The following is an 11967-nucleotide window of genomic DNA, read 5'->3' as shown; positions in this document are numbered from 1 at the left end:
GTATCCATATTTTGTTATCGGCTCTCTTTTTCCTCAACCAATCCGATGTGATTCACGGTTCCGTTGAAGAAGGCCGTGATGAGTGATTTGTTTCTGCTAAACGAGCGCCAGATGGCACGGATAAGCTGTCGCTGTTCCCGTATCGGATCCAGAAGGAGGACTGCGGGATGAGACTGTTTGTCGGGTTAGATGTGTCGTTGGCGAAGACCGCGATCTGCGTGGTCAGCGAACACGGGAAGATCGTGAAGGAGCCACAGGTCGCCAGTGAGCCCGAGACGCTCGCGAGTTGGATCGGAGAGCAGAATGGAAGCATCGTCGCCATCGGCCTCGAGGCCGGCCCCTTGTCGCAATGGCTTCATCGCGGATTGTCCGAGGCAGGTCTGGACGTCGTTTTGATGGAAACTCGGCAGGTCAAGGGCGCCTTGAAGGCCATGCCGATTAAGCACACACTGCGCCGCTCAGCATCAAGCCGCCGCCACGTCCGCCTGCGGGCGGACAATTACGCTCGCCCAAAATCGCTTGACTGGGACGGCCCCGTTACCAAAGTCCTGAGCCTAGCGGTGCCGAAGGAAAAGATAGTTCCCACATATAGGGGATTGAGTGCCCGCTGGCGCAGGAAAATCAAATGCTGCAGTGCATGAAACATCTATCCGAAATCTTAATGGCTGCAGACATAAACGAGCCGCCTCGCGTATTACTAGAATGGTCGTGTCGGAGCGTGCTCAAATTGAAACGCTAAAACTCAGTCCGCTTATTGGTCATATCCAACCGGCGGCATACCCGCTTCCAAAGCTCACTTTTGGCGAGCCGTTTCGATTGCATCAGCAAGGGGTTTCTTTCCGACTGCCCCCTCGATGATCTGCTCACCGGCAATGAACGAAGGCGTACCCGTCAGCCCAAGGCGTTGCGCAAGTGCGATGTTATCGGAGATGATGCTCTCCACCGCAGGCTTGGCCATCTCTTCAGATAACTGTTTGCGATCAAGGCCCATCTCCTCTGCCAGACCCAACGCACGGTCACCGTTTATTTGTCCCTGCATATCCATCAGTTTGACATGGAAATCGGCAGCGACAGAGTTGCCTTTCAAGCGGCTTACGGAAAGCGCCACCTTCGCTGCCTCGACCGAACCCGGCCCAAGAATCGGAAAATTCTTGAGTACGACCCGCAGTTTGGGATCCTCGTCCACGAGTGCTTTGACGTCTGGGGCTGCCCGCTTGCAGTAGCCGCAGTTAAAGTCGAAGAATTCGACCAGCGTTGCGTCCCCATCCAGATTTCCTAGGATTACGTCATCGCCTGAGCGGAGCAGCGGATCTGCTTCCGCCTGTACAGTCTGTGACCTGGCTTGGGCTTGGGCCGCTTGGTTCCGCTTTTCAAGCTCCCCAAGCGCTTCCTCGATGATCTCGGGATTTTGCAAGATGTATTCGCGGACGATCTTTTCGACCTCGCCGCGATCGACTGTTTGAGCGAACGCTGGCGAGGACGCTAACAGCATCGCGAAAGCGAAGCAGCTCAGCCGGTCCATACGCGCAACCTTCATGATTCATCCCCCCTCGGTGTTAGTCGAACAATCGGCCGAGGAATGAGCCATGCCTTCGGCCGTGGTGACCGCCATAGCCATGGCGGTCATGGTCGCTATAGTCGCGGCGATGATCTTCGCGGCAGTCACTGGATGCATTGCGTGCAGGCGTTTGTATACGCCCGCGATCTAGCTGTTGCTGAGGATACGGAGCATCTTCAGCCGCGCTGCGCTCGATGATTTTGTCGAGTTCCCCTCGATCCAGCCATACCCCCCGACATTTTGGGCAATAGTCGATCTCAATGGCTTGTCTCTCGCTCATGACGAGGTCGACCCTGCAAAGTGGGCAAAGAAGGCCGTGGCCTTTCTCACCGACTCCCTGGGAAGTTTCTAGCATTCGTTGTCTCCTGGCAAGCTTGTGCGGGCGACCAGAGCACCCAGTTGCCATAACGTAAGACCTCCAGCAGGTTGAGGTTCAAGTGTGCAAATGTCGCAATATGCTGCTCAAACACGACAGCGCTGCTGCCGGCGTTTGGACACCGGCTCAATTTGCAGTCCGTTACACCTACAACAGATGCTTAATCAGGATCATCGATCCAAGGCCACTAGGCACAAGGCCTCCGAGCAACTCAGCCTTCTCCAAGGCGGGCCCTTCGAGGACAAAACGAGGAAAGAAGCGGTGGCAGATGAGGGCGGCGTGCAAGAGCTTGCTCTACAATGGGAGCTGCCAACCAGAAATCACAGCCGCCTGTCGCAGCTCTTCAATCACTTCAATGCCGACGATACCGGCGAGGAACCAGCTGACGTCTTTTAGCGACCGAATGAATGCTTGGGACTGGACAAGAAGAATATCCTCATTTTCCGGAATATAGCGGCGCGGAAAGAAACGCGGGACGCGGGCCATGTACAAAATATAATCCGTCCCAAACAGGCTAAGGAGCCTCTTCTCTTCATTCTTGATCACAGATCTGTAGTAACCAAAAAACACGACGGCGCTTATCACCGCCAAAGAAATATTCTGTGCCGCAAGGCATACTCCAATCAGCCCAAGGAAGGAGAAAAAATAGAGCGGATTTCTGCTGAGCGAATACGGACCGCTTTGGCATAAATCCAGATCCTTTCGTCCACCGATGTATAAGGTGCACCAGAGCCGGCCAAGGACTGCCGCAAAGACCAGAAAGAAACCAAGAAACTCGACCAGGCTGTAGCCAAGTGTTTCAAAACCTTCCGGCTGAGTTGCAATGAGCATGGTCAGCCACGCTGGAGCCAACAGCCAGGTAACCAAGGTTCTTTTTCGCTCGACCGGCGACTTCGCATGCATCGACTTCAACAGTTATCTAGCTCCAGCCACCACCAAAGGTGCGATAAAAAATATGCGATCCGATTTGGGTCATGCGCTCCATGGAGCGAGCCCAACGCGGGCTAACGTAGGTGGCATTGTAATGGGTCGATGACGCGACTTCGGGTAAGAAGATCTTCCCACCGGTGACTGCCATCGCCACATCCTTTGCCAGACCATACGCGCGTCGATCTGCAATGACATCTGGAATGCCGTCGCAGGCAAAGGAAAACTGGCATCTGTTGACCCAGCTGTCGTTTTGATAAACTACGTTGCAGACGCTTGCTGGATATGCAGGGTTACGCACACGATTGAGAATGACCTGCGCGACCGCGGCCTGGCCCTTAACCTCCTCGCCCCTAGCCTCGAAATAGATCGCGGTTGCAAGGCACTTTTGCTCGGCGCTTGAAAAGACGGATTTCGGTAGGGGCTGCTTCATCCAATCGTGGTCACCTTCCGTCGTGGGCGGGACGAAGCGACCGGCTTCCTCATCGGTCCCCAGCAGTACTGCGAAGGCACCGGATGAAGCATGGAACCCGTCCTTTGGGGTATAAGCTGTGGCCAGGATGTCTGCGCCATCGTTGTTGACCAGTTCAGCAAGAACCTGTGGTATTCCGACGAGACGATCGTCCGACGGGCTATGAAAAGTCGATTGACTAGCCGCGATTTCAGGATCAGATTGGTTTGCAAATCCTCTTAGAAGATAAGCCGTGTCAGTTTCCGATGCGAACAGGCGGGCGGCCAACGTCTGCCTGGCGAACCGAACCTCCGGGCTTGTTCGGGATGCCACGCTAAGGAGGCGCGGCTTCTTTGTTTCTTCGACCACTCGCTGAGATGTGAGGGAGAGTTCTCGTTCTACAGGCAAATTAATGCGCTGGCTCGGGACTACCAGATCCAGATTTCCGACGTCACCGGGAATATTTGCGTTGCGCAGGCGGAGCTCCTGCAAATGGGAACAGTTGTCGGATCGCTCGACATAGGCCGCCCACCGATCTGCGGTCGGACCGATCTCACGTTCGGATTTAGCGTCCCGGATCCCGGTGGGCGACGCAAAACCGAATACCAGCCAACTCGCGCAGAGAACTGCAAGCACCCGCTGGCGACCACCCAATGATCGTCGCTGGGCAGCGACCTTCGATTTCGACCGCAAAATCTCATTCCTCCGAATGCCCACACGCGGAAAAGAATCGAGTGTTAACCTTGATAGAAAGTTAACACCAGTGCGACTGCACGTCGCGATATCATGGCTGATCCATATGCCCAACTGCGCCTTTACCATCGAGAGAGCAGTGCGGCAGTTGTTCAACATCGACGCTGTGAAGGTTTCGCTGATCGACCAAAGCGCACTCGTAAAACACGACGGTGGCAAGGTGTCCCAAGGTGTTATTTTCGAGGCTGTCAAAGGTGCTGGCTACGACGTGCCGCGATGAGAACCTCAGGATTGCAGGCGATAATAGTATTTTCTGAGCCGACAAAGCGCGGAACCATTGAGCTAGCTTCGGCATCGGAAGTGTCGAGGTAATGACGAACTTCTGAAGCGCGTCCTGATGCCGCTTGCGAACGCGCAGGTGGCGCGGGATTTTTTGATGCTCCTATTCGTCAGAGCTGCGCGATAGAACCGCATCCATGGTGATGTCTCAGGGTAGTGGAAGCGTTCGAGGCGGTCGGACACACCATCACGAGACCACGGCCCCTTGTTGCCTCGAGTCGGTGCTCTACCGCGATTTCTGGATTAGCGATCCCGGTAGGGAATTATTCTCGGCAGGGGACTTGAACCTCATCCAACTCGAGATGCTACCGTTCCCGGCCACTGCTTGTTTCGTCAAGTATTTTTGATTTGCTCGCCTCTCATGAAGCGAGGGGCTGGAAGATGTCCTGCGGGAGCGACGGTATGATTGTTGAGCTTGGGCATTTTGCGCTGGTGCTGGCCTTCTCGTTGGCCGCCATACAATTCGCCGTTCCGCTTGCCGGTACTCAGTTTGGTGATTCCAGATTGGCAGCCGTTGCAGGCCCGGCTGCGACGATGTGTTTCCTACTCACTACGCTGTCATTTGTCGCACTGACGTCCGCCTACGTTCAGTCAGATTTCTCGGTAGCAAATGTTTGGGCGAATTCGCATTCTGCAAAGCCAATGCTATTTAAAATCACAGGTGTGTGGGGAAATCACGAGGGATCGATGCTTTTATGGGTCCTGATTCTTACATTATTCGGTGCGTTAGTGGCTTGGTTTAGCAATAATCTGCCACCGACGCTTCGGGCGAATGTGCTTTCGGTGCAAGGGTTGATTGCAGCGGCGTTTCTGCTCTTCATCCTGACGACGTCGAATCCTTTCATTCGGATTAATCCCGCGCCTGTCGAGGGGCGAGATCTCAATCCGATACTTCAGGACATCGGCCTCGCGATACATCCGCCACTTCTTTACTTGGGTTATGTTGGCTTCTCGGTTTGCTTCAGCTTTGCCGTTGCTGCTCTCGTTGAGGGAAAGATCGACGCTGCGTGGGCGCGCTGGGTTCGGCCATGGACGCTCACTGCCTGGATATTCCTAACCGGCGGGATCTCGATGGGCTCTTACTGGGCGTATTACGAACTTGGTTGGGGAGGTTGGTGGTTCTGGGATCCCGTGGAAAACGCATCTTTCCTGCCTTGGTTGGCGGGTACCGCATTGCTGCATTCCGCAGTGGTGATGGAAAAGCGCTCGGCCCTGAGAATCTGGACGCTCTTGCTGTCTATTCTCACCTTCTCGCTTTCGTTGCTGGGAACCTTTCTCGTCCGATCGGGGGTTTTGACGTCGGTTCATGCTTTCGCCAGCGATCCTGCACGAGGCGTCTTTATCCTGATGATCCTCATAATGTTTATTGGAGGTGCGCTATCCCTATTCGCGCTGCGCGCCAATAGGTTGGCGCCCGGCGGGCTGTTTCATCCGATTTCGCGCGAGGGAGCCCTGGTTTTCAACAACCTTTTTCTGGCAACCGCAGCCGCGACGGTCCTGATCGGGACGCTCTATCCGCTCGCGCTCGAGGTGGTAACCGGCGAAAAGATTTCAGTTGGCGCCCCCTTCTTCAATCTAACCTTTGTCCCGCTGGTGGTTCCGTTGTTGCTTGTGGTCCCGCTCGGCCCTCTTCTTGCCTGGAAGCGTGGCGATCTCTATGCCGTCTCGCAACGCTTGTACGTTGCCTTGGGAGCAGCGCTGCTGGCGGCACTCATAGGCTTCTTCATGGTTGATGGAACCAACGCGTTGGCCGCCTTTGGAGTGGGGCTCGCATTCTGGTTGATGTTCGGGTCGCTTACCGACATCGCACTCAAATCTGGCATAGGAAACCTCAGACTCTCAGTCGTCTGGAGACGCTTAAAGGGTTTGACGCGCTCGATCTATGGGACGGCCTTAGCACATCTCGGGCTGGGCGTTACGGTGCTGGGCATCGTCGCCGTCACATCGTTGGAAATCGAGCGGATTGTCGTCATGCGTCCCGGCGATACATTGACGATCGCGGCCTATACACTCAGTTACAAAGGCATTTCGCCCTATCAGGGGCCGAATTTTTCCGAGGATCGAGCTCAGTTTGAATACTTCGATAAGGCTGGTCGCCTCCGGGGTGAAATCACCTCATCAAAGAGGCTCTACACTGCGCGCCAAATGCCGACCACCGAGGCTGGAATTGCTACGCGTGGCTTTAGCCAGCTCTACGTATCAATAGGCGACGTCACACCCGGCGGCGGTCTAGTGGTGCGCGCATGGTGGAAACCGCTGATTTTGCTTATCTGGCTTGGCGGTGCGGTTATGATGCTGGGCGGCACTCTATCACTTTTGGATCGAAGACTGCGAGTCGGGGTACCTTCAGCGCGCAAACTGAAAAGTGCCGTCCCGGTGAAGGCTGTAGCATCATAGATTCAGCCCCCTGTTTCATGTGCTCGATCTTGCCACCAGCGAGACGGTCGACTGGATCTAGGCACACGGATGGCTTCCCACCGCTTGGGAGGGAGGCAAACATAATGTCTGGAGTCATCGAGACCACCGTCTATCATCTCGCCGAATTGACGGACACGGCTAACCAGCGACGCTCACACTCGACCTTCGGCGGCAAGACGCCCGACGAGGTCTATGCTACGGCACAAATGACGGAGCGATTAGCGGGGAGAAACGAACCCGATCCACCTGAGCCAAGCCGCCAGACTGTCTCACCAGCCGGCACCACCTCAATTCACTCTGGCCTGGCCTCACGCGGCTTGAAACTCTTCAGCGTTTAGGAACGCCTTCTCCTCCGAACTGTCCAACAGCGACGCGATCTCGTCACATGTGCGCGTGACCGCGAGTTTCAGCGCCTCATCGATATGAACATAGCCCTGAGTTACACTCTGGGCCGCATGGCCGAGCAACGCCCGGATCGTCAATTCGGAGAATCCAAGATCTCCCGCAACGCTTCCGAACGTGTGTCGTAGAGTATGGGGTGTTACGCCCTCAATTCCAACGCTTGCACAAAGTCTAGCTAAGCATGCCTTACTAGCTGTGAAATGGCCGTCGCCGACATCAGACGGGAAGACATAGGGACAGTTCTGTTGCACCGGCTGGCTGGCAATTAGCTTCGCTGCAGCAGGTCCGATCGCGCGGACCTGTGCGTCCCCCTTGGTATCGGGAAAACTAATGTAGCCTGCATCCGCGTGAATCCAGGCGCGCTGCATCGCTTGGCCTTCGGAAATACGAAAACCCGTGAGCAAAAGAAGCCGGACGATTGCGAGGCCAACAGGATGTTCGCCATTGCGCTCCGCATGCCGCATTGCCATGCCAAGCTTCTTGATCTCAGCCACACTCAGGCGTCGGGTCTTCCTTTTGCCCGCGAGCTTTCGCGCACCACGGCTTGGATGATTCTCGATCTTGCCGAGACGGGCAGCATGACCAAGGATAGCCTGAAGTGTCCCGACTGCCCGAGACGCAACGCCAGGCCCGCCGGCGGCAACGCCGCCGCGGCCTTTGCCTCTCGATTTGGCTGTCTTTCCGGCAACGATGTCGGATTGCATGCCTTCGATGTCGGCGACCTTCAGGGTGTGAGCCAGGCGATCGCCCAAGAGCGGCTTGATGTGCGTTTCGATGCGACTCTTGTCCATGCCAAGTGTCGACTTCTTGATCGGTCGATTGCGGCGTCCAAGGATGCGTCCCGCTTCCGCCTCTGTAAGGTACCAGTCGCAGAGCATCGCAACAGTTGCCTGATGGTGGGGATCATCATCCGTGTCGGCCGGATCCTCTCCAGCGGCAATGGCGCCAAGCTTGATCCTCGCCTTGTCTCTTGCTTGTTCGACGGTAATCACGCCGAAACGACCAAGGTTGATACGCCGCTCTTTGTTGGCAGTGTTGCGGTACTGCAAAATGAATGTTTGCAGACCTGAGGGGAGCAGGCGTACCCCGAAGCCACGCAATTCGCTGTCCCATAGAAAAGACTGCTTGCCTTTTGCCGGCGGGTCCATCGCCTCAAGCGCCCTTTTGGTAAGTTTGGCCATAAGGACCTCCCCTAACTGCATCATCGAAGTTTGCTTACAATAGCACGACGCCTTCGGCTTTGTAAGCAAATTGTAAGCAACACAGGGAAATCAGCAGGCATGAAACGGCGACAGACGGCGATCTAAATTCTGGTTTTGCCTTATATTAACGTACCTTAGACAAGTGCTGGATATAGCAGAGTGGGTAGATAACAACCTTGCCAAGGTTGGGGTCGAGGGTTCGAATCCCTTCGCCCGCTCCAGTTTTCCGATCAGATAAGCAACAAAATCCCGGCTTTCCGGGATTTTTGCTTTTAAGGCGTATTTTGCGTCAGCTAAGTTCCACGGTTTGCCAGTGCGGATTACCGCAGGATCGCGAGTTCAGCCGACTTGGAACCAATCGCCAGCTGAACCCTTAATTTGCTAAAAGTGCAGCGTGTCAGGTCACCACGTTTTCTTCGTAAGTCTTTTTCACCCCCGGCACACAAAGGCAGGCTGGCACGATCAGAACGGCGATAAGCATCATCGCTACAAAAGTTGCGTGCAGGGCATGTTGAAGCGCCAGCCGAAGCTCCTGTTGATCAATCAACATCTCCGCGCCGTTCAACAGATCCCGAAGTTGGTCTGACGTAATCGCTTCGCCATGATTGGCATTGGCAAGACCATAGGTCAGCACCGCACCAAGAATGGCCGCTCCAAGCGTACTGCCCAAATTGCGCGAGAAGACGTTCGATGCCGTGGCGCTGCCGCGCTCCGACCAACTCACACTATCCTGTGTCAGGATGAGTGCCCCAATGTTGAGCAGCCCCATGCCGAAACCCATGATCAGAGAACCGGTTCCAGCCAGTGTGGCTGAACTTGATGGAGTCAGCATGACAAGCAGGGAGGTGCCAATCGGAATGCAGATGCTTCCGGCGATCATGATCGGGCGTAATCCGAACCGCGTGAACTGCCGTGATGCGATCGTGGCACCGCACGGCCAGCCCAGCAACAACATGGTCAGGGCAAAGCCCGCGACCACAGGAGAACGGTCGAGAACTGTCTGTACATACATCGGCAGGAATGTCGTCAGCCCCATGATCGACATACTGGCCAGAAAAACCGCCAGATTGGAGAAAGCGATAGGACGTTTCAGCCACAGGTCCGGTGCGACCATAGGCTCCTTCGCGCGACGTTCCTGCCAGATGAACGCAATCAGTGAAAGAGCAAAGAGAATGAACGCCAGAATTCCTTCGAGCGAAACCGCGCTCTCCATCAGGGTGAGCGCAATCATCAGGGAGGAGATGGAGACGGCGAAAAGTGCTGCGCCGAGCACATCGATCGATACCGGCTTTGTCCGCTTCTCCTCATGAAGAAAGAGAAGAAACCCCGACGCCGCCAGAATACCGACCGGCACATTAATCCAGAATACCCAGGCCCAGCTCAAATTGTGAATGATGAGACTGCCAAGCAACGGACCGACAACGGCTGACAATGCCCAGACGCTGGCAAGATATCCCTGAACCTTGCTGCGCTGCGCTCCGGGGAAAAGATCGGCCACCACGGTCATGGCCGCAGGCTGGATTGCCCCCGCCCCGATGCCCTGCAACAGCCGGAAAACAATCATTGAAGGCATCGACCACGCGAAACCGGCCAGCACCGAAGCCGTCAGGAACAGCGCAATACCAAAAACAAGCACCGGCTTGCGCCCGTAAATGTCGGCCAGTTTGCCAAACACGACTGTCGTTGCTGTCTGTGTCAAAAGAAATGACGAGAAAACCCAGGAGTAGAGATTGAGCTGGCCCAGCTGCGCCGCGATCTGCGGCATTGCCGTCGACACAATCGTTGCCTCGACGGCGATCATGGCCATGCTTGCCATAATCGCGGCAACTACAAGCCCGCGATGAGAATGTTTTTCTGTCATGGATTGCCTTCAGACCAGAACCGGTCGTCGTTGATGGAAGCCTCCTCGCCTCCGACCTGTTTCTTAGACCTGCCCGATCACCACCGCAATAGGATGCCCGTCCCGACCAGTACACATTGTTGCTACCTCACTTGGATCGGGTTCGCTCAATCGACGGAAATGTTCTACCTGCTTGTTTTAGCGCACAACTTATCGGAAAACCGTTTCACACTTTGCAGAAACGCCTAACCTCTTGGAGAATGACCATGACAAACAGCACAACGCCCTATTTTCTGGAGGATACGGACGAAAGCGAAATCTCTTCCGATGTCGCAGGCATCGGCAATTTTCTGGTGACCACCCATATCCCCATCCGGGCAGACGGTTCCATGGAAACCGGCGACATAACAGTCCAAAGCGAATGCACGCTGAACAGCCTCAAAGCATCGCTCGAAAAGGCTGGCAGCAGTCTGGCGAATGTCATTCACCTGACGATCTATCTGACTGACATCAATGAACGCCCCGCCTTCAACGAAGTTTATCTGCGCTTTTTCAAAAAGCCTTTTCCGGTTCGTTGCGCGGTCGGCGTCGCCGGGCTCGCCACGCCTGAAATGCGGGTCGAAGTCACGGCAATGGCCGTGCGCAATCAATAAGTTACGGAGCGGACGATCAGACGGTTTCGTTCAGCATATCCGAGCGTCGCGCACGAGCGACCCCGAGCTCAAGCAGGCTTCAGCGCACATTCTGCAAGAATTGCATATCATCATGCACTAATTTCATAACCTACTTCTTTGGGCTGCCTAGCCGTTGCTTCCGGGTTTATGCAATGCTCATGCATCAAACCAGAGGAGGGGTTCGATAAAATGAAAAAAATCATAACAATAATGGGTATCGCAGGCGCTATTCTGGCTACCGGATTCTCTGCCTATGCGGGAGAGACGCTGGATCGCGTCATGGAAAAAAAGGCCATGGTTGTCGCGACCAATGCTGGCTGGCCGCCCCAGAGCTTTCTGGATGATTCCAACAAGTTGGTAGGCTTCGACGTGGACGTGGCCAACGAGATCGGCAAGCGTCTTGGCGTCACCGTTTCCTTCGAAACACCAGACTGGGCAACATTGACAGGTGGTCGTTGGCAGGGTCGTTATGACGTTGGCGTCGGATCGGTCACGCCAACCAAAGCCCGCGCTAACGTCATCGATTTTGCTGGCATCTACTACTACAGTCCCTATGTCTATGTCGTTCATAAGGACAGCGCGGCAAAATCTGTCGCCGACCTGAAAGGCAAAATCATCGGTGTCGAGACCGCAACGACTTCAGAAGATTACGCTCGTCGGCAGTTGGAAATCGATGCCCCCGGCCTTCCCCCGATTGAGTACAAGCTCGAACCAGGCGAAATTCGCACTTTCGCAGATTCCATGCTGCCATTCGACGATCTGAGACTGGGTGATGGCGTCCGCATCGATGCAATCATCGCTCCAGAGCAAACGGCACAGAACGCCATCAAGAATGGCTACCCCGTAAAGATTATCGAAGGTGAATACGCTTTCCGTGAGCCGTTGGTGGTTATTGCCGAAAAAAACGATCCAGACTGGACAGCCAAGATTGGCGAAATCATCAAGCAGATGAAGTCTGACGGTACTTTGGCGACACTCACTGCAAAGTGGTACGGCAAAGACTACAGCGCCGACTGATATTACCCTTACATCAATATTGAAATGAGCCATCGTGACGATGGCTCATCCGATATGCTTTTCCTGGTGT

Annotated in this window: 11 protein-coding genes; 5 read left to right on the top strand and 6 right to left on the bottom strand. The window is 55.1% G+C overall.

Going from position 1 to position 11967, the window contains the following annotated elements:
- The first annotated feature begins 167 nt into the window (after positions 1 to 167).
- A complete protein-coding gene (locus tag CES86_RS27705; RefSeq protein ID WP_208617821.1) occupies positions 168 to 641 on the top strand; it encodes a hypothetical protein in 474 nt (157 codons plus the stop codon).
- A 152-nt stretch (positions 642 to 793) separates the two neighbouring features.
- On the opposite strand, the gene CES86_RS10000 is transcribed toward CES86_RS27705, so the two are convergent.
- The 4 genes from CES86_RS10000 to CES86_RS09985 form a co-directional block, all read right to left on the bottom strand.
- Positions 794 to 1537: a DsbA family protein gene (locus CES86_RS10000; RefSeq protein WP_094514289.1), complete on the bottom strand. Its 744-nt coding sequence runs from the start codon at positions 1535 to 1537 to the stop codon at positions 794 to 796.
- 19 nt (positions 1538 to 1556) lie between these two features.
- Entirely contained in the window at positions 1557 to 1913 is a 357-nt protein-coding gene (locus CES86_RS09995; protein WP_094514287.1) for a TFIIB-type zinc ribbon-containing protein, read from the bottom strand.
- Positions 1914 to 2228: 315 nt separating this feature from the next.
- Positions 2229 to 2837 (bottom strand): methyltransferase family protein, encoded by a 609-nt coding sequence (locus CES86_RS09990; protein WP_235819914.1) that lies wholly within the window; start codon positions 2835 to 2837, stop codon positions 2229 to 2231.
- A gap of 16 nt (positions 2838 to 2853) precedes the next feature.
- A complete protein-coding gene (locus CES86_RS09985; protein ID WP_094514286.1) occupies positions 2854 to 4005 on the bottom strand; it encodes a cell wall hydrolase in 1152 nt (383 codons plus the stop codon).
- A gap of 106 nt (positions 4006 to 4111) precedes the next feature.
- On the opposite strand from CES86_RS09985, the gene CES86_RS27155 reads away from it, so the two are divergent.
- Together CES86_RS27155 and CES86_RS09980 are read left to right on the top strand one after the other, a co-directional pair.
- Positions 4112 to 4285, top strand: coding sequence for a heavy-metal-associated domain-containing protein (locus tag CES86_RS27155; protein WP_143851074.1), 174 nt, complete (start codon positions 4112 to 4114; stop codon positions 4283 to 4285).
- Between the two features lie 464 nt (positions 4286 to 4749).
- Positions 4750 to 6741 (top strand): heme lyase CcmF/NrfE family subunit, encoded by a 1992-nt coding sequence (locus tag CES86_RS09980; protein WP_094514408.1) that lies wholly within the window; start codon positions 4750 to 4752, stop codon positions 6739 to 6741.
- A 329-nt stretch (positions 6742 to 7070) separates the two neighbouring features.
- Here CES86_RS09980 and CES86_RS09975 read toward each other — a convergent pair whose 3' ends face one another.
- Together CES86_RS09975 and CES86_RS09965 are read right to left on the bottom strand one after the other, a co-directional pair.
- Complete coding sequence (locus tag CES86_RS09975; RefSeq protein ID WP_094514284.1) at positions 7071 to 8345, bottom strand: tyrosine-type recombinase/integrase; 1275 nt, start codon at positions 8343 to 8345, stop codon at positions 7071 to 7073.
- Positions 8346 to 8763: 418 nt separating this feature from the next.
- Complete coding sequence (locus tag CES86_RS09965) at positions 8764 to 10227, bottom strand: MDR family MFS transporter (RefSeq protein ID WP_029927830.1); 1464 nt, start codon at positions 10225 to 10227, stop codon at positions 8764 to 8766.
- A gap of 245 nt (positions 10228 to 10472) precedes the next feature.
- On the opposite strand from CES86_RS09965, the gene CES86_RS09960 reads away from it, so the two are divergent.
- The gene (locus CES86_RS09960) at positions 10473 to 10859 is read left to right on the top strand and encodes a RidA family protein (RefSeq protein ID WP_029927832.1); all 387 of its coding nucleotides are present in this window, start codon (positions 10473 to 10475) and stop codon (positions 10857 to 10859) included.
- 210 nt (positions 10860 to 11069) lie between these two features.
- Positions 11070 to 11897: a transporter substrate-binding domain-containing protein gene (locus CES86_RS09955; RefSeq protein ID WP_012092708.1), complete on the top strand. Its 828-nt coding sequence runs from the start codon at positions 11070 to 11072 to the stop codon at positions 11895 to 11897.
- Positions 11898 to 11967 lie beyond the last annotated feature (70 nt).

The sequence above is a fragment of the Brucella lupini genome (assembly GCF_002252535.1).
Classification (GTDB): Bacteria; Pseudomonadota; Alphaproteobacteria; order Rhizobiales; family Rhizobiaceae; genus Brucella; species Brucella anthropi.
Note: the sequence above shows the minus strand (reverse complement) of the source record. Positions and strands in the feature narration are given on the sequence as shown.

What these genes read in the sequence shown, in the direction of transcription:
- CES86_RS09960 (WP_029927832.1), top strand. Translation starts at nt 10,473, where the DNA reads ATGACAAACAGCACAACGCCCTATTTTCTGGAGGATACGGACGAAAGC.
- CES86_RS09955 (WP_012092708.1), top strand. Translation starts at nt 11,070, where the DNA reads ATGAAAAAAATCATAACAATAATGGGTATCGCAGGCGCTATTCTGGCT.
- CES86_RS10000 (WP_094514289.1), bottom strand. Translation starts at nt 1,537, where the DNA reads ATGAAGGTTGCGCGTATGGACCGGCTGAGCTGCTTCGCTTTCGCGATG.
- CES86_RS09995 (WP_094514287.1), bottom strand. Translation starts at nt 1,913, where the DNA reads ATGCTAGAAACTTCCCAGGGAGTCGGTGAGAAAGGCCACGGCCTTCTT.
- CES86_RS09990 (WP_235819914.1), bottom strand. Translation starts at nt 2,837, where the DNA reads ATGCATGCGAAGTCGCCGGTCGAGCGAAAAAGAACCTTGGTTACCTGG.
- CES86_RS09975 (WP_094514284.1), bottom strand. Translation starts at nt 8,345, where the DNA reads ATGGCCAAACTTACCAAAAGGGCGCTTGAGGCGATGGACCCGCCGGCA.
- CES86_RS09965 (WP_029927830.1), bottom strand. Translation starts at nt 10,227, where the DNA reads ATGACAGAAAAACATTCTCATCGCGGGCTTGTAGTTGCCGCGATTATG.
- CES86_RS27705 (WP_208617821.1), top strand. Translation starts at nt 168, where the DNA reads ATGAGACTGTTTGTCGGGTTAGATGTGTCGTTGGCGAAGACCGCGATC.
- CES86_RS27155 (WP_143851074.1), top strand. Translation starts at nt 4,112, where the DNA reads ATGCCCAACTGCGCCTTTACCATCGAGAGAGCAGTGCGGCAGTTGTTC.